18 protein-coding genes and 3 riboswitches are annotated in these 17,598 nt (G+C 49.5%); of the genes, 3 read left to right on the forward strand and 15 right to left on the reverse strand.

All coding sequences use genetic code 11. The annotated features are described in order from the left end of the window. Positions 1-2 precede the first annotated feature (2 nt). The 11 genes from BLV22_RS05765 to BLV22_RS05815 all read right to left on the reverse strand — a co-directional run bounded on the left by BLV22_RS05765 (position 3) and on the right by BLV22_RS05815 (position 10,160). On the reverse strand, positions 3-1,022 hold the full coding sequence (locus BLV22_RS05765) for a ThiF family adenylyltransferase (RefSeq protein WP_091612476.1): 1,020 nt from the start codon (positions 1,020-1,022) through the stop codon (positions 3-5). Then, positions 1,019-1,783 (reverse strand): thiazole synthase, encoded by a 765-nt coding sequence (locus BLV22_RS05770; RefSeq protein ID WP_091612479.1) that lies wholly within the window; start codon positions 1,781-1,783, stop codon positions 1,019-1,021. The genes BLV22_RS05765 and BLV22_RS05770 overlap by 4 nt, the downstream gene beginning before the upstream one ends. A 4-nt stretch (positions 1,784-1,787) precedes the next feature. Next, complete coding sequence (gene thiS / locus BLV22_RS05775; protein ID WP_091612482.1) at positions 1,788-1,988, reverse strand: sulfur carrier protein ThiS; 201 nt, start codon at positions 1,986-1,988, stop codon at positions 1,788-1,790. Then, positions 1,972-3,096: a glycine oxidase ThiO gene (gene thiO, locus BLV22_RS05780; RefSeq protein ID WP_176967672.1), complete on the reverse strand. Its 1,125-nt coding sequence runs from the start codon at positions 3,094-3,096 to the stop codon at positions 1,972-1,974. The genes thiS and thiO overlap by 17 nt, the downstream gene beginning before the upstream one ends. Continuing rightward, on the reverse strand, positions 3,086-3,697 hold the full coding sequence (locus tag BLV22_RS05785; protein WP_091612487.1) for a thiamine phosphate synthase: 612 nt from the start codon (positions 3,695-3,697) through the stop codon (positions 3,086-3,088). The genes thiO and BLV22_RS05785 overlap by 11 nt, the downstream gene beginning before the upstream one ends. Positions 3,698-3,739: 42 nt before the next feature. After that, a riboswitch (TPP riboswitch) is annotated at positions 3,740-3,842 on the reverse strand. A 56-nt stretch (positions 3,843-3,898) separates the two neighbouring features. Next, a riboswitch (TPP riboswitch) is annotated at positions 3,899-3,998 on the reverse strand. A 53-nt stretch (positions 3,999-4,051) separates the two neighbouring features. Further along, positions 4,052-4,951 (reverse strand): AEC family transporter, encoded by a 900-nt coding sequence (locus BLV22_RS05790; RefSeq protein WP_091612490.1) that lies wholly within the window; start codon positions 4,949-4,951, stop codon positions 4,052-4,054. A 57-nt stretch (positions 4,952-5,008) separates the two neighbouring features. Then, positions 5,009-6,481 carry a potassium/proton antiporter gene (locus tag BLV22_RS05795; RefSeq protein ID WP_245724027.1) on the reverse strand — a complete coding sequence of 491 codons (1,473 nt, stop codon included), beginning with the start codon at positions 6,479-6,481 and terminating at the stop codon, positions 5,009-5,011. Between the two features lie 181 nt (positions 6,482-6,662). Beyond that, complete coding sequence (locus tag BLV22_RS05800; protein ID WP_091612495.1) at positions 6,663-7,001, reverse strand: DUF1516 family protein; 339 nt, start codon at positions 6,999-7,001, stop codon at positions 6,663-6,665. A gap of 116 nt (positions 7,002-7,117) precedes the next feature. Further along, positions 7,118-7,435, reverse strand: coding sequence for a DMT family transporter (locus BLV22_RS05805; RefSeq protein WP_091612498.1), 318 nt, complete (start codon positions 7,433-7,435; stop codon positions 7,118-7,120). Between the two features lie 2 nt (positions 7,436-7,437). Then, the gene (locus BLV22_RS05810; protein WP_091612502.1) at positions 7,438-7,776 is read right to left on the reverse strand and encodes a DMT family transporter; all 339 of its coding nucleotides are present in this window, start codon (positions 7,774-7,776) and stop codon (positions 7,438-7,440) included. 97 nt (positions 7,777-7,873) lie between these two features. Further along, positions 7,874-7,972, reverse strand: a riboswitch (guanidine-I (ykkC/yxkD leader). 31 nt (positions 7,973-8,003) lie between these two features. Further along, a complete protein-coding gene (locus BLV22_RS05815; RefSeq protein WP_091612504.1) occupies positions 8,004-10,160 on the reverse strand; it encodes a type IA DNA topoisomerase in 2,157 nt (718 codons plus the stop codon). A gap of 202 nt (positions 10,161-10,362) precedes the next feature. Between BLV22_RS05815 and BLV22_RS05820 the strand changes: the two genes are divergently transcribed. Beyond that, the gene (locus BLV22_RS05820; protein ID WP_091612507.1) at positions 10,363-11,169 is read left to right on the forward strand and encodes a 2OG-Fe dioxygenase family protein; all 807 of its coding nucleotides are present in this window, start codon (positions 10,363-10,365) and stop codon (positions 11,167-11,169) included. A gap of 65 nt (positions 11,170-11,234) precedes the next feature. On the opposite strand, the gene BLV22_RS05825 is transcribed toward BLV22_RS05820, so the two are convergent. Beyond that, positions 11,235-11,993, reverse strand: a complete 759-nt coding sequence (locus BLV22_RS05825; RefSeq protein WP_091612510.1) for a MurR/RpiR family transcriptional regulator — start codon at positions 11,991-11,993, stop codon at positions 11,235-11,237. 221 nt (positions 11,994-12,214) lie between these two features. Here BLV22_RS05825 and BLV22_RS05830 point away from each other — a divergent pair, with 221 nt between their 5' ends. Together BLV22_RS05830 and BLV22_RS05835 are read left to right on the forward strand one after the other, a co-directional pair. Beyond that, on the forward strand, positions 12,215-13,819 hold the full coding sequence (locus BLV22_RS05830) for an alpha-glucoside-specific PTS transporter subunit IIBC (RefSeq protein ID WP_091612513.1): 1,605 nt from the start codon (positions 12,215-12,217) through the stop codon (positions 13,817-13,819). A 13-nt stretch (positions 13,820-13,832) separates the two neighbouring features. Next, positions 13,833-15,158 (forward strand): 6-phospho-alpha-glucosidase, encoded by a 1,326-nt coding sequence (locus tag BLV22_RS05835; RefSeq protein ID WP_091612516.1) that lies wholly within the window; start codon positions 13,833-13,835, stop codon positions 15,156-15,158. Between the two features lie 63 nt (positions 15,159-15,221). Here BLV22_RS05835 and BLV22_RS05840 read toward each other — a convergent pair whose 3' ends face one another. From BLV22_RS05840 to BLV22_RS05850, 3 genes are all read right to left on the reverse strand, one after another. Further along, complete coding sequence (locus BLV22_RS05840; RefSeq protein WP_079474957.1) at positions 15,222-15,464, reverse strand: DUF2584 family protein; 243 nt, start codon at positions 15,462-15,464, stop codon at positions 15,222-15,224. 57 nt (positions 15,465-15,521) lie between these two features. After that, a complete protein-coding gene (locus BLV22_RS05845) occupies positions 15,522-16,442 on the reverse strand; it encodes a nucleoside hydrolase (RefSeq protein WP_091612519.1) in 921 nt (306 codons plus the stop codon). A 91-nt stretch (positions 16,443-16,533) separates the two neighbouring features. After that, entirely contained in the window at positions 16,534-17,454 is a 921-nt protein-coding gene (locus BLV22_RS05850) for a manganese catalase family protein (RefSeq protein ID WP_342706669.1), read from the reverse strand. Positions 17,455-17,598 lie beyond the last annotated feature (144 nt).

Raw genomic sequence — 17,598 nt, forward strand, 5'->3', positions numbered from 1 at the left:
ATTTATCCTCCAATATATCTCTGATACAACGACCTTGCCTCCACTTCCCCGGAAACTCCGTGAATGATGGCTCTTCCGTCTTTAAAAAGCACCAGCCGCTTATTTTCAATATTCAACACCAGCAGATGCTGATTCGCTTTGGAGAGGTGCTGCTTATGAACGTCCGCCGTCTGTTCGAGCGATACCTGCATATCCGGAAGAGGCTTCACCTGCACTGCATCTCTGCCGCATAGTGTCTCAGCCTTGCTTCTCCCGCTCCATGCGAGTGCCGGATACGCCGGGGACTCCCCGCAGGAAGGACAATCCTTATCCTGCAGTGAATCCACATAAATGGATGAGCTCTCGTTCGACCATACATCAAACGACCACAGCGTTCCGCGCAGTTGTTCAAAGGAATGAGTGAGCAGCTTCATCGCTTCGGTCACCTGAGTGGCGCTTACGAATTGAACAGCCGGAGCAATAATTCCCACCGTGTCACACGTTTCCCCTTCCATCGGAATGCCCTTCATCAGACAGCGCAGGCACGGGCCTTGTCCCGGCCTCACTGTATAGCTCAGTCCGTAGGCGCCTACACAGGCTCCGTAGATCCAGGGAATCTGGTGTTTCAAGGCTGTATCATTAATCATCAGCCTCGTCTCCATATTATCGAGTCCGTCGATAATAAGATCTGCAGGCATACAATTTTCGAGCAGGGCCGGATCCGCTTCCCCGACAATGATTTCAATAGAAGCATCACTCCGAATATCGAGAAGCCGCTTTTTCGCCGCTTCTGCTTTTGGTGTACAGGCCTCGGCGTCTGCTTCCGTATAAAGCTGCTGACGCTGCAGATTACTTTCTTCCACATAGTCCCGGTCAATCAGCGTTAATTTTCCGACACCCGCGCGTACGAGAGTTTCGGCTGTTAAACTCCCAAGAGCTCCGGCACCCACCATTATGACGTGAGCCTCCTGCAGCCTTTCCTGGCCTTCCCAGCCGATTCCGTGAAATAATCGCTGCCGGGAAAAACGTTCTTCCGTATTCAAATGCTGAGGCCTCCTAAAGGACTGCTCGCCTGGGCGTAGAATTTTTTATCTATGCGCCCTGCTTCTGCGCCAAGCGCCCCGGCCCTCACTGCCAGTTTCATCGCCTCTGCCATTTTTACAGGATCGCCCGCTCCCGAAACGGCCGTATTCAGCAGGATGCCATCAGCGCCGAGCTCCATTGCATAAGCAGCATCCTTCGGACTGCCAATGCCTGCATCTACAATCACCGGAACCTCCGCCTGTTCGATAATGTGGGACAGGTTGTACGGGTTAATGATCCCAAGCCCCGTGCCTATAGGGGAGGCCCCCGGCATCACTGCATGAACCCCAAGCTCCTGAAGCTTCCTGGCAAGCACAACGTCATCAGACGTATACGCGAGGACCGTAAACCCTTCGTTCAGCAGCTGTTCCGAGGCCCTGAGCGTTTCCACCGGATCCGGCAGAAGCGTTTTGTCGCATCCGATCACTTCTACTTTAATCATGTCACACATGTTGGCCACCTCTGCCAGCTTCGCTGTCCGTACTGCCTCTTCAGCCGTTTGGGCCCCGGCGGTATTTGGCAGCAGCCGGTACTTGGAGACGTCCATCTGTTCAAAGGGATCTGGCTGGCTGCTGTCAAACAGGTTCATTCTTCGAACGGCGAAGGTCAGCACCTCTGTTTCCGATGCTTCTACAGCCTGCAGCTGGGTCTTAGCATCTTTATACTTTCCGGTACCGAGAAATAAATTCGATTCAAACGTCATATTGCCAATATTAAGCATTCGTTCATCCGCCTCCTACAAAATGAATGATTTCGATTCTATCTCCGTCCATTAAACCTTCCTGCTGATGAAATTCTTCAATCACAATAGTACCGTTGCGCTCCACTACTGTTTTTTTGTGAGCAATCTGAAGCTCTTCAAGTAAATCGGCTACCGTTTGGCTGTTCTCAATATTCTGTAATTGACCGTTAAGCGTGATCTGCATGAATGACTCCTCCCTTTCGTATTTGAGGATCTACGGCAAACAGGTGCTTCCAGTCTTCGCGGACGCTTTTTCCCCCGATCCGGGCAGCCATCCAGCTCCCACTCAGCGCTGAAAGCAAAATACCGTTTCTGTAATGGCCGGTCATTACCCACAGGCCCCGGTCGGTCTGTCCCATATACGGCAGCCCGTCTCCTGTCTGCGGCCGCACACCGCTCCAAAACCTTTCAATATTCGCATCTTTAAGCTCCGGCACTAAATGAACAGCTGCTTTCATCAGCTCCTGTATCGAGGCTACAGTGACTCCTGTACTCGAGTCCCCGGGTTTTTCTGAAGCGCCGATAAAGATTTCCCCGTCTTTTTTCGGAACAATATACACCTGCGGAGTGTGCAGTGTGTACCTCAAATTCCCCTGGGGCATGCGTACGGACAAGCACTCCCCTTTCACCGGGTAGAGCGTGAACTCCTTTTCATTAAGCAGCGCCGCTCCGGCACTCCCACCGGTAAAAACAACTTCTTCCGCTTCAACAACTCCTTCATTTGTTTTCACGCCATAGACCCGCCCGTCAGCTTCTAAAATACGGTCAACTGAAGTGTTTTCCCGTATGATTGTTCCGCAGGCCTTTGCTGCTTTGGCAAGAGCCGTTGTCCATTCATAGGCACGGAGCTGTCCGTCTTTCGGAATGGACCAGACGCCCCGGATGTTTTCGGAAAGCGCCGGTTCTCTGCGCAGTGCTTCACGTGCCGGAAGCCACTCCGCTCCATAGCCGTGCCCCGCAGCACGCTGGTATTTTACTTCTTCCGTCTTATGCCATACAGGCTTCAGCATCCCGTTGTTCACGTAGGAGACGTCCATTCCACTGAGCGCTTCCACTTCAGGGACCAGCTCTTCAAACAGCGCCCGGCTTTCCAGGGCGAATTCCTGAAAAAGGCCAGTCCCCTCCCATTCGGACTGTGCTCCGAGCATGCCGGCAGCCGCTTTTGATGCTCCGGAAGCGATGGTTTCTTTTTCGATAACCATTACACGATGGCCGCGTTTGCTTAACTGATACGCAAGCGAGCACCCCTGCACGCCTGCACCTACAATAAGAACTTCTGTATCAGCCTTCATTGTCATCACTCCTTAACCGGGTTCTGAGCTCTTCGGCTGCTTTTCCAGGTTCTTCCGCCTCATAAAAATACGCAATGGCTGCCACCCCGGACGCTCCGCAGTTTATACACTCCGCTGCTTTGCCCGCATCAATTCCCCCAATGGCAATCACGGGGATGCGCACACTTTCCGCCACCGCTTTTAACGCCCGGACTCCGCGCGGCGCTTTCCCCGGTTTACTGCCGGAGGCAAACACATGACCAAAATACAGCCATGATGCCCCCTCCTGTTCGCTTCTTTCCGCTGCCCCTGCAGAGTGTATGGACTGCCCCCAGCCTACAGACACCGGATAGACCGTACGACGCTCGGGCAGGTGAGTACCGGCCAGCCCATACGCAGCGGCAAGCTCCGGTTCATCATTTATGATCAATTGTTTCGGGGCGGTCCCTTCTTTTAGCGCCCACTCCACAGCCCTTTCTTTTTCACGCTTCGTCCATTCAGGTGCCCGTACGTGCACGTAATCAACAACCCCTGTCAACTCCCTCGTTTTTTCCCACCAAGTGTTCACCGTTATATCCGGCGGCGATACTGCATGTATGCGCGGCTTCGATTTGTTATCCATAAAAAAACCTCCTTCCAGAAGGAAGGAGGCTGCCCGTTAAAAGGTTCAACATGGCTGCTTCCCTCCGCTGGCTCTCCAGATCAGGTTCAAAGGGTTCCGGATAGTTCTCCGGTCTCAGCCTCAGCAGGCACCCCCAGCAAATATAATATTTTCCCACAAAAAACCCCGCCTTCGTTAGAAAGCGGGGGAGATAGTAGTATCAGCATCTCTTCCCCACTTCCCTCCGCTGGTATAATCCAGATCAGGTTCAAAGGGATCAGCTTTACGCTGTCTCAGCCAACAGGCACCCCTAGTGGTTCGATATTACTTATATCATAACGCGGTACTCCTCTTCCGTCAATTCGCCCCGGAGTTTTAAGCCTGGAAAATCGACAGCACCACCCACAGGGAGGGGACGCTTAAAATAGTCGTCACCAGGGTAATACTCGAAACAAGCTGGGGGTTGGAATCAAACTGTACGGAAATCATTGCCATGGTTGCTGCACTCGGCATCGCTGTTGAAACAACCAGCACGGTGGTTAACGTGTCGCTGGTCTGCAGCAGCAGAGCAATCACGTAGGCAAGAGCCGGCGCAAATACAAGCCGTAAAAACGTACCTGCACTCACAAGCTTCCAATCCATGCTTTTTACGGATATGCGTGCAAGCTGCATGCCCAGTATAATCATAACTACCGGAATCGCAGCGCTCGCGAGCATGTCCAGGGCTTCGTAATAGGTCGCTCCGACAGGTATTCCGGTCAACTGGAAGACGACGCCGGCGATCAGTGCATAAAATACCGGCATCCGCAGTACCGTTCGAAACGCGTCGGCCGCATCCATATTGGCACTGTTTGCGATATAGACACCTACAGTATTCATCAGCATCGTCTGAATAACCATAAAAACGATAGAGTAGGCAAAAGCTGTATCACCAAACGCAAAAGCAATTAAGGGAGCACCGTAATTGCCTGCATTCATAAACACGGTGGAGAGCATCATGCCGGTTTCATTAGCTTTCGGCCATTTACGAACATATGAAACCAATTTGATCACCCCGGTCATGACCGCTAAAAATACCAGGGAAAACAGAGCCATCGACAGCATATCGCTGTTCAGTTCTCTTTCATAGAAGGTCCGGAAAACAAGCGCAGGCGTCAATACATAAAGAGCGACAGCCGACACCGGCCGAATATCCACTGCCTGTCTTTTCTGCAGCAAATAGCCAATCGTAAATATTAAAATGATTGGGATCAATACATTGATCAGTACACCCATGTGGAGCCCTTCCTTCTTTCCTCAAATTTAATGCATCTTAACGCCGACCGCTTTTTGTTAGTAATCGTGTCGCAGCATCTGCTTTAAAATACGCTTTTCTTTACGTGATACAAGAATATACAAATAATCACCAGCCTGGATTACTGTCTCACCCACTGGAGTAACCAGTTCATCGTCCCGGACAATCGCGCTGATCAGCGCGGATGCCGGAAATTCAACACTTTGAAGCGTCTGGCCGACAATCGGCGTCGCTTCATTCGTTTGAAATTCCATAATTTCTGCATTCGCTTTTCCGAGTGAGACAATCTCCAGGGAATGAGTCGGTGTTTCCCGGAGCGGGCCGGACAGATGAAGCCATTTCGCTAATGGAGCTATGGTTGCTCCCTGGATCAGTGCAGATGTCAGCACAATAAAGAAGACGACATTAAAAATCTGGCTGCCCGATTCTACACCGGCAACGATCGGGTATGTAGCCAAAATGATTGGTACTGCCCCCCGCAGGCCCGCCCATGATAAAAATACATTCTGCTTCGGTTTATATCCGAAAAATGAAGTAGACAAAAATGTGGCGAGAGGCCGTGCCACAAACATTAACACTGCCGACAAAGCGAGCCCCATGGAAATGTTTGACCATGTCAAAATATCTCTCGGGAAAGCAAGCAGACCCAGGATAATAAACATGCTTATTTGAGACATCCACGCCATTCCCTCATTAAAACGGTAAATCGGCTGACGGTAGATCAAATCAGAGTTCCCTATCAAAAGCGCCGCTACGTAAACTGCCAAAAACCCGCTCGCGCTCATGCTCGAAGTCACGCTGTAGGTTAACAGTGCAAAAGCAATCGCAAACAGGGGATAGAGCCCACTCGAATCCAGATTAATACGGTTAATGGTCCATGAGGCTACCCATCCAAACAGGCCGCCCATCGCAAAACCGGCACCCATCTGCCAGAAAAAAGCTCCGGATAACAGCCAGACGTTCGGCGAATCTGCCAATATTAATTCAATAAAGAAGAGCGTTAAAAACACGGCCATCGGATCGTTGCTTCCCGATTCCGCTTCTAGGGTGGATCCCATTTTTTTATCAATGCTCCGCCCCTTCAAAGCGGCAAAGACGGCGGCGGCGTCTGTCGAACCGACTGTAGCCCCGAGAAGCATCGCTTCGAGCCAGGTCAGATCGAGCAGCTGCTTTGCCACCAGCCCCATAAGAGCAGCCGTAAACAGAACGCCAAACGTGGCGAGCGTTACGGAAGGCCCCACCACTGGTTTAATATCGCGCCACTTTGTCTGGGTGCCCCCTTCAAATAAAATAATGATCAGGGCTATAATTCCGACGGTCTGGGCAAGCTGGACATTTTCGAAATCAATAATTCCAAAACCATCATTTCCCATCAGCATACCTAGAATAATAAACAAAATAAGTGAAGGCACGCCGAGCCGTGTCGAAAATTTTGTCACGATGACACCTAAAATAAGCAGAAGTGCTCCTAATAATATAAATGAATCCACATTTGCGTTCCCTTCAAACAATGCCCGCTTCCTCCTTTCCCCTGCCGCAGCTGTTTCCCTGGCTTCTTTATGTATTACTTGCATGATACATGTAATTTTCGTTTAAAAAATACTGCCATTCAGGCGCTTTGGTCTATCTTTTCTATACCCAAAAATGCCTGCATATAAAAAAGCATGCTGTTTTTGCAGCATGCTCTCTGTATTACCCAATCACATCGTAGCCGATGGATAAGATAATTGCGAATAAAATGATCCATATAATCCAGAACATAGCGTGTTTTTGGCCTGCCCGGCGACGCACAAACATCATTTCCATTACCCCGATAAATATCAGGGCCAATACCCCTTTGAAAATGGACAGGAGCGGGAATCCGTACAGCACCACCATGCCTGCACCAGAAAGAATCATGATGACTACAAACAGCCGCTCAATCATCATTGTCACTTTTTGTTTTGGGAACAGGTAGCTGATCAAAAAGAATATGATCAAAAACGCCCATGAACCCGAATGTGCTTCGTACAAAATACTTTGAAGATCCATATGTTTTCCTCCTTTCAGATTTCGTTGCTTTGCTGCTCCAAATATTTCACCTGAATGTAACTATAATCAAAATAAAGCCTGCGCTCAAGGCATAACGGCTTTTGTTTTTGAACGTTTTATGGCGCAATCAGCTTCAGACCTACAACCGAAGCAAGGATGACCGCAATACTTATAAGTCTTCCCGTGTTTGCCGGCTCTTTGTACCAAAGCATGCCAAACAGCGCACTTCCTGCTGCCCCTATTCCCGTCCAGACAGCGTAGGCAGTGCCCATCGGCAGGGTCTGCATCGCAAGGGAAAGAAGAAAAAAGCTTGCTCCAAAACCGGCAGCGATCATGAACAGCGGCCAGACGACCCGCTTTTGAATCCATTCGTTAATCATAGAAACGCCAATCATCTCAAAAATACCGGCACCGATCAAATACAGCCACGTCATCACTATCCACTGCCTCCTTCATTTGCTTTTGCCCGCCCGGAGGCTGTATGAAGCCCGGCGATTCCGGCAATCAGCATGAAAATAAAGACCAGCTTGATCCATTCGAACGGCTGGCCGAAAAAGATCATATCAAGAATCGTCGTCCCGATTGTCCCAATGCCGACAAAGGCCACATACGATGTACCTACCGGAAGGTATTCACCCGCCCGGATTAAAAAGAGAAAGCTCAGTACAATAGCTACAAGCGTTCCTGCCCATTCCCATCCAGCCGACGCATGCTTCAAACCAATGACCCAGAGAATTTCAAATGATGCTGCTACAGCGACGTTGATCCATCCCATTACAGCCCCTCCTTACCGGCGCTTGCTTAATTATTTCCCGGAAATATTTATTTCAGCTTTTAACCGCGAAAAAACCCGGGAAGTCTTCGCAGCGAAGATCTCCCGGGTTTTTATCCCTCCGTGGCGCAAACTATTCGTTCGCGGGTTTTCTCTCGGACCAGGCCGGCGCTGCCGCGGAACCCTAGAAAACATTCTGCCTCCCAGTATATCAAATTTCCGGGTATTGTCTACGAGGGTGCATTATCTTTAGCCGGAAACACAAATTCCACGCCATTTTCTTTTCGTTTTAATTTGGCGTCGAATGGCTTTTTACCTTTAAATCCCTTGATCACCTGGGTCTCCCCTTTTTCACACAGCTTTTTAACCTGAGCCTGGGTAATTCTTTTCTTCAATAACGTTTTTGGCACAGTGAACTTGCAGCCATTCGCATATTCACTGCAGCCATAAAAGGACTTCCTCTCCATCAGCTGCCCCTTTTGGCATACAGGGCAGAGAGCGATTGGCTCTGCGCGCTGCGGCTGTTTTTTGGACGCGGCCACCTGATCCGGATTCGTCTGCATGTTCGTTATGCCTGCCGGCGCTTCTTCGACCAGTTTTTTTGTAAAAGCCTCTGTCTGCTTTAAAAAAGCTTCCTTATCCGCTTCCCCGCTGCCAATCTGCTTCAGAAAGGCTTCCCACTTCGCGGTGAGCAGTGGTTTGGACAAAAGCGTTCCCTCCACTACTTCGCAAAGCGCCCGGCCTTTGGAGGTCACTTCCACAATGTTCTTTTGAATCCGGATATATTCCTGTTTTTGCAGTGTTTGAATAATGGTGCTTCGCGTCGCCTCGGTGCCAAGACCCTCTGTTTCCTGCAGTACTTTTTTAGACGTTTCATCATCCTCGATCCATTTGCCGCAGGATTTCATCATGTTGATCAGCTGGCCTTCAGTGTAAGGCTTTGGCGGCTGGGTTTCTTTTTCAGCCGCCTGGACGTATGCTTCAACCTGCTCTCCCTCAGTAACTGGAGGAAGGGTGTTGTCCTCCTGGTCTTTCTTCTTCTTTGGCGCCGGAAAGAGCTCCTTCCAGCCCAGCTGCTTGTCCACCCGGCCCTTACTTTCAAAAACAAGTCCCTGGACGTCCGTTTCAATCGTCGTTTCTTCGTACACATAGTTTCGGTGAAACATAGCGAGTACGCTGTTCATAACTTCTTTATACACCTGCTGCTGGGCCCGGTTCAGCTTTTCAAACTGGGTCTGGCTCAGCACTTTTTTAGTCGGAATGATCGCATGGTGCTCCTGGACTTTGCTGCCGTCTACAAACCGCTTTGAAGGCGTAGTGGACGCAGGCTCGAAGGAGGCGTTCATGCACTCCTGCATCCGGCCCAGATTTCCTTTTAAGTAGTTAAATTCCCCTGACGTAATGTGCCGGGTGTCCGTTCTCGGATAGGATACAGCTTTTAAGGGTTCGTCATACAGGCTCTGAACCGTTTTCAGCACGGCAGACGGACTCATTTTATACTTTTTGTTCATCGTCGTCTGCAGACTCGACAGCGAATGAAGAAGCGGGGGCTTTTCCTGCTTCTCTTCTTTTTTTATGCTGCTGATCGTGCCTTCGGTATCCTTTTTCAATCCGTGCTCCTTCCAAATCCGGAGCACCTCTTTCTTCGAGCCGAAGCGTTTTTTATACTTTCCTTTATACTCTCCTGCTTCCGCCCGGAAGGTTCCTTCAAGCTCCCAGTAAGGCTCGGGCTCAAACGCCTCAATTTCCTTCTGCCGGTCGTAAATAAGCTTGAGCGTTGGTGTCTGGACCCTGCCGACGCTGAACACTTCATTGATGCCCTTCTGCTTTAACAACAGTGTATACAGGCGGCTCGCATTCATCCCGACAATCCAGTCGGAAAATTGGCGGGCCCGCGCTTCTTCATAAAGAGGGAGATAGTCTGCTCCTTCGCGGAGCTGCTCGAACCCTTTATACACTTCATCCTTTTCCAGACTGTTGATCCAAAGACGCTGCGTCGGTTTATGGGATGTTTTCGTGTAGTCGATGACGCTCCGGGCGATGTTTTCGCCTTCCCGGTCGCAGTCGGTCGCAATAATAATGCTGTCGGCTTCCTGCAGCATCTGTTTGACGATCTTCAGCTGCTTGAACGCCCGCGGGTTAGGCTTAAAGCGAAAATGGGCGGGAAGCATCGGGAGTGTGTCGAGCGACCACTTTTTCCAGGAGGACTCGTAATCGGCCGGAGCCCGGAGCTCGAGCAGATGGCCAAATCCCCAGGTAAGCACCGCCCCGTCCGGAAACAGACTGCACGGCTTCAGCCGCATATACCCGTCTTTTTTCTCCTGTATTTGAAACGCGGCCGCATAGGCTTTTGCCTGGGACGGCTTCTCCGCTAAGATAACTGGCATAAAGAAATTCCTCTCTTCGCTGATTTCTTTGAATTTAAGAACATTTGTTCTTTAATTATAATGAATCTGTCACAAAAACGAAAGATGGAGCCCGTCTTTCATATACTCAACTTCGGCCGGGCGTGATACACTGGCATTTGTGAAAACAATGGAAGGACGCTTCCACTCGAAGAAACCACCATTCGGGAGGAGAAATAGACAAATGAAGCCTTTAAAACAGCAAGGATACGAATATTACGATTTAGCCGATATACTGCATGACAGCTACAGCGAAGCAGATCTTGCAGCTCTCACTGCAGCCTTTGACGACCTTCCGGCCGATGACTACGCCCCGGATCTGAATCGTTACCGGCAGTATGGGCGTGCCGTTATTTTTCCGGGCACCCACCGGATCGAATGGCTGCCGGAAACAGTTAAAAACGGCAAAAGCTACTACGATTATTTTCAGGGGTCGTTCAACCCCGAATATCCCGATGCGAGCCGCCGCTTCCCTGCGATTCCCGAACACGTCAGGCATAACCGGCTGCTTGAAGCACTGATCGCCTTTAATTTCCGCCAGACATTCTGGACGCGCGAAGATGCGCTGATGCCTTTTCATGCGGGAGTCCACTTTGTGAAGCTTCACGTTGAATCGGAGGAGGACGAAGCTTTTTCTTCACCAAACACGCTGCATCAGGACGGCGAGCCGTTTACCTTTGCCCACCTGATCCGCCGGCGCAATATCGAGGGCGCCCGGAACGTCATATCTGTCCCGGAGGTCCGCGGGCGGATGCCGGAGGAAGTTGAAAAGGGGAAGATAACTGATTCCTTTTACATGACCCGCCCGCTTGAATCCTACGGAGTGTACGATCCGCTGGTCACACATTACGTCGGCTCCGTACGTAAGGGACCAGAGGACGGGCCTGGGGAGCGTTCCGCCATCTTAATCGACTATCAGCCGACCGTCGTTGCCAATCCGGATGAAATCCGCAGCATGCACGGTGACACAAACAATATGGATTACGTATAACCTTATCGTTTTACTAAAAAAGCTGCGCCAACTACTGGTGCAGCTTTTTTTGTTCCTTGCCAGCCTCATTTTTCTATTTGCCCTTCCTTGTAGGAAACGTATTTCCGGAAAAGCGTCTCCAGCGCTATCGAAAGTGGTATAAATGACACAATTTCCTCTCCAGACTGGGAATAAGACGTACTTGTTGCGGCGTAGATGCTGAAAGGAGACTTTTGAGCAAGTTTATTGTTTTTTAAATTAGTTACGGAAATGAATGTAATCCCCCGCGCTGTGAGCTGATGTACATGAGGGAGCAGACTGGGAGTATCACCGGAAAGGGAAATGATGATTACCACGTCCTCCGGCGCCATCGCCTTCAGCATCGATTCAAACTCCGCCTTATCGTAGATGATCGTCACGAAAGTCTGCTGCAGCGCAAACAACCGCTGGATTTCCCGCGCACAGGTCAGTTGAGCTGTGCCTGTACCATAAATGAAAATCCTTCCTGCTTCATAAAGTCTTTCACATATCGGTTCAAAGTGCAGCGAGGCCAGATTTTTCAGTGTAGCCCCAATATCATTCTCAAGCTGCTGCATATGATTGCCGGTTTCCTCACTTTTAACATTCTCCCATTTCAAGAAAACTTTAAATTCACTGTAGCCGCTGAACCGAAGCTTCTTGGTAAGCCGGTGGATCGAGGAACGGGAAGCTAAAGAGGCATCGGCCAATTCATTGATCCCCATCTCCTGGCAGGCTTCTTTATGATTCAGTATGTACTTAAGTATATGCATGTCGTTGTCATTCAGCTCATCGTAATAGGTGTTAATTAATTCTTCAAGCGCCATGTAAACGCCCCCTGTTGTATTTGAATACATATCCTCTTCAGTATAGCACCCGTCTGCACTTCTGGGAAAATTCCCACATTTTGAAACGATGTCCGATCTTTTTATCCCTTTCCCTTCATTGCCTGATTCTGTTGAGTGAGAGAACTTTCACGCATACACTCGGAAAAGTAAATGAAATCGTTATCAAAAATACATTATGCAGAAAGCGGTGGAGAAATATGATGAACGCTGTGCGCAGGTTTGGCGGTGCCATGATCGTCCCGGTTCTGTTGTTTCCTTTTTTCGGGATTGTTGTCGGTCTGGCTGCGCTGTTTAAAAATGAACAGATCATGGGAGGGCTGGCTGACCCGGATGGTCTGTGGTATCAGATATGGACATTTATGGAAAATACCGGGTGGACCGTCTTTGACCATATGGAACTCATCTTTGTAATTGGACTTCCAATCTCCCTGGCAAAGAAGGCAGTCGGCAGAGCAACGCTTGCCGCAATCGTTGCCTACCTTATGTACAACACATTTATTAATTCCATCCTCGACATATGGGGGCCGGCGTTCGGCGTCGATATAAGCGAAGGAGCGGATGAGTCAACAGGGTTAACAGAGATCGCAGGTATTTTGACACTCGACACTAATATTATGGGTGCGATAGTTATTTCAAGTATTACCATATGGCTTCACAATCGTTATTACGACAAGAAGCTGCCGGATTCCCTTGGTATTTTTCAGGGCGGGCCGTTTATCGTCATGCTTTCTTTCTTCGTTATGATTCCGCTGGCTTTTTTAACCGCATGGGTCTGGCCGACTGTGCAAAATGGGATTGCTTCCCTGCAGGGCTTCATGGTTTCTTCCGGCTATGTCGGCGTCTGGCTTTTTCACTTTTTAGAACGGATTCTCATCCCAACCGGGCTTCACCACTTTATCTACACCCCGTTCCAGTTCGGTCCGGCGGTCGTGGACGGAGGTATCACAGCCAACTGGGTTTCCCGTCTCGGTGAGCTTGCGGCATCTGACACACCGCTCCGGGAGCAATGGGAAGGCGGAGCATTCCTTCTTCAGGGGAATATTAAAATATTCGGATCCTTAGGGATTGCAATGGCTATTTACAGCACAGCACGCCCTGAAAAGAAAAAGCAGGTAGGATCCCTGCTGCTTGCAGCAACACTAACTGCAGTAGTGGCAGGAATCACAGAACCACTGGAGTTTACTTTTCTCTTTATTGCCCCAATGTTGTTTCTTTTACACGCCCTGCTTGGAGCAACCATGGTCACACTGCAAAGCGCATTCGGAGTCGTGGGCAACCAGGCCGGCGGACTGATTGAGATGGCTACCACCAACTGGATTCCACTGATGGGGAACCACTGGGAGGTCTACATTGCCCAGATTACTATTGGCCTCATCTTTACCGGGATTTACTTCTACCTCTTCCGCTGGCTGATTGTAAAATTTGATTATGCTCTGCCAGGACGTGAGAAAGACGAAAACCAGGAAACGAAGCTGTACACAAAAGCTGACTACCGGGCAGAAAAAGAAGGCAGTAAAACAGAACCGGCAGCGTACGCAAGCGACTATGACAGAAGAGCAGCTGCTTTCCTTGAAGGACTTGGCGGATCGGAAAATATTTCCGATGTTACAAACTGCGCAACACGCCTGCGCGTAACCGTAAAAGATCCAGAGCAGGTAGAAAACCAGGAATACTTTAAAAACAACGGGGAAGCCCATGGACTCGTCAAAAACGGACAAAGCGTCCAGGTTATTGTCGGACTGTCCGTTCCACAGGTTAGAGACTCTATTGAAGGCTTTATCGACGAAACAAATAAATCAAATTAGGAGGCTGCTAGTTATGAAAAAATCTTCGATCACCATTGCAGGCGGAGGGAGTACATTTACACCGGGCATCGTGTTGATGCTGTTGGATAACCTCGAAAAATTCCCCATTGAGGCGATTACTTTTTTTGATAATGACGAAGAACGTCAAAAAACGATTGCCGGGGCGTGCCGGATTATTTTGAATGAAAAAGCCCCAGATATCCAGTTTACAGAAACGACAGACCCGGAGGCAGCTTTCTCCAACACTGATTTTGTAATGGCACACATCAGAAGCGGGAAATACGCTATGCGTGAAAAAGATGAAAAAATACCTCTAAAATACGGCGTAGTTGGTCAGGAGACTTGCGGGCCAGGGGGCATCGCCTACGGCATGCGCTCGATCGGCGATGTACTCGAGCTTGTGGATTTCATGGAAAAATATTCACCCAACGCCTGGTTTTTGAACTATTCCAACCCGGCAGCCATTGTTGCTGAAGCTACCCGCAAGCTTCGTCCAAATTCAAATATCTTAAACATCTGCGACATGCCAATTGGAATTGAAGAGCTAATGGCTTCTGCCATCGGTCTTGAGAGCCGAAAAGAAATGGAAGTAGATTATTACGGGCTGAACCACTTCGGCTGGTGGACTGGAATCCGGGACGAAGAAGGAAACGACCTCCTTCCTCGAATTCGCGAACACGTCGCCAATTTCGGCTATGTCACAGAAGATCAGTCACTGCAGCATGCGGACGAAAGCTGGAACAATACATTTGCAAAAGCAAAGGACGTTCAGGCGCTCGATCCGGCAACCTTGCCAAATACGTATTTAAAATATTACTTCTATCCGGATTACGAAGTCTCTCATTCAAACCCAGAAGTCACACGTGCCAATGAAGTAATGGAAGGACGAGAAACTTTTATATTCGGCGAGTGCCGTAAAATTATCGAAAATAACACAGCGGCATATTCCGAGTTGCATATCGATGAGCACGCCTCCTACATCGTAGATCTTGCGCGCGCGATTGCCTACAATACAAAAGAGCGAATGCTTTTAATCGTGGAAAACAACGGCGTGATCAGTAACTTCGATCCGACTGCGATGGTGGAAGTGCCGTGTATAGTCGGCAGCAAAGGTCCGGAGCCCCTCGTGCAGGGAGAAATTCCACGTTTTCAGAAAGGGCTTATGGAACAGCAGGCTGCTGTGGAAAAGCTTGTGGTGGAATCATGGCACGAGCAATCCTATCAGAAGCTGTGGCAGGCCCTGACGCTTTCCCGCATTGTACCAAGTGCCCAAGTCGCAAAGAATATTCTCGAAGACCTCCAGGAGGTCAATAAAGACTATTGGCCGGAGCTTCATTAAAACTATAAAAATAAAAGGCCTGTCCCGTCGATATTGTCGATGGGACAGGCCTTTATCATTCTTTTAGTTGACCGAGGTTAAGGACACAAGCTCATATTCAATTGTCGTACGGTGGGATTCCCATTCCACGCGGTGTATAACCGCCTTGCCAAATGGCACTTTTTCAGCAAAGGTGTGAATTGGAAGTGGGTGATCGAGTGGAAACATTTGATAATTATCTTTAATCAGCCGGAAATTTCTTTCATCGAGGCGCTCGGCCTGCTTATTCGTAATAATTTCCCAGTTCATCTCTACAGAAAAACCCATATGTGTCCCTCCTGCTCCCTTGTCTCTATAATTATAACGCTTACTTTTCTATTTCCATTATGGCAGATTTTTAAGCGATTGTAAGATTAAATCCCAAAATTTATCATTATCTACTTTGACTGCGACCTGTACCGGTCCTTCTGCAGCGGAAGCATCAATGACTGTTTCCCCGTACGTATGCTTTCCTGCTGTTTCCACCTTTACATCGGCCGATTCAAATGTAAACAGGGACGGCTGCAGGCATACCGCCACCGCGCAAGGGTCATGAACCGGCGGAAGTTCCAGATCAAAACGCTCTTCATAGGCACGCTGAAAGTGATCAAGCAGTTCATACGTAAACTGGGCCGCCATTGTTGGTATCTCTTTAATCCGTTCCACCACGGCCTGGGACGATAATGCCTGATGAGTAACGTCGAGGCCGCACATCGTGATTGGGATACCGCTGGCAAAAACAATTTCTGCTGCTTCTGCATCTGCATAAATATTAAACTCTGCCGCCGGCGTCCAATTGCCAAACGTTCCGCCGCCCATAATCGACAGGTGGCGGATACGCCCGGCTGCCTTCGGATTTTTCCGGCATAACAGGGCAATATTTGTGAGCGGACCGGTCGCAATAACGGTAACCTCTTCCTCCGAATGGAGCAGTATGTCTTCCATTACGTCCACCGCATGTCTTTCCTCCACCATATGTGTAGGCACTGGAAGCTCCGGCCCGTCGAGGCCGGACTCCCCGTGAATAGAAGGAGCGTGCTCCGGCCTGCGGATCAGGGGCCTTCCCGCACCTTCTGCCACCGGTACTCCGTCCAGCCCCGCAGTATCAGCGGCCACTAAAGCGTTCCTTGTTGTTTTTCCTATATCAGCGTTGCCTGAAACAGTCGTCACAGCCCGGATATCCATGTCCGGATGACCGGCTGCGAGAAATAATGCAATGACATCGTCGTGTCCCGGGTCCATATCCATAATTACTGGTATTTTCATCTGCTGCTTCCTTTCTGTGCCTGACTATATGCTTATTCAAACCAAAAGCACCGCCGGCCGGCGGTGCTTTCCTGCTTTCGGGCTCTGGCGTTTAAAGTCCTGCTTCATAGTTCAATTTTTTCGACATTTCCCGGAACTGCTGCTCGTCAAACCCCGGCGCAAATTCCTCCGGAATGTGGTCGAGGTTCGGAATTTCCCCGCCCTCCGGAGTCGGCATGTCGCTGACTACTTCGAGTTCGCCTGGCGGTCCGACTGGTGTCGGACCGTTCCAGATCCGGTCAAGCATTGTGTAATCGTTATCGCTGAAGCGGTAGAGCTTACGGTGCGCGCCCTTCGCTTCATATTTCTGGGCGTGATCATATTTACTGTTATCAAGGTCCGGTACCGGAAGCATTTTCGTTACATCCACGCCTGTTAATTTCTCCAGCGCTTTAGCATAGGCCACTACGTGCACGCCGCCGCGCACAAGCAGGTAGCCGGTCAGCTCACGGGCGGTTTCATTATCAGTCATTTGATACACCCGCATCTTGTGCGTCCTTGCTCCGCATTCGAGGTAAAAATTGTGAAGCAGGTCGTTTACGAGGTTACCGCTTGTAAAGACGTTGTCCCCCGTCCACGGCGCCCCCATCGAATCCTTCGGCACAGCGTTCTGGCCGGCAAAAATAAAGCTCTGCGGGTTTCTCGAATCCATGGCTTCACTGAGCGGTGTACTGTCCGGATTGGCCGGGTCCTGTCCGCTCTGGCTCGTGGAACCCTGCAGGCATAAATTTATTGTATTGGCAACCAGCTCTACGTGTCCGAGTTCCTCAGCTGTAATGCTTGCGACTAAATCATAAAATGGGCGTAGCTGTTTTTTGCTGCGAAAATTAAACGACTGGAATAAATAGTTATTGAGCGTTGACATTTCACCGAATTTCCCACCTAAAAGCTCCTGCACGACGTTGGCTGAGTTAGCGTCTGGATTACTGGGCGTTGGGAGGTCGATCTGCAGTTTATCAATTCTCTTAAACACAATGATTCCTCCTATAGGTTTAAATTCGTATTTCGCCAGCAAAATACACTTACCTATTACCGCTCTCCTAATAAAACAAACGCTCGATTTCTTTATATTAACAATATTCATTTTTTTTACACAATTGATATTACCTATAAATTT

This window comes from Marinococcus luteus, from assembly GCF_900106595.1.
GTDB lineage: Bacteria > Bacillota > Bacilli > Bacillales > Marinococcaceae > Marinococcus > Marinococcus luteus.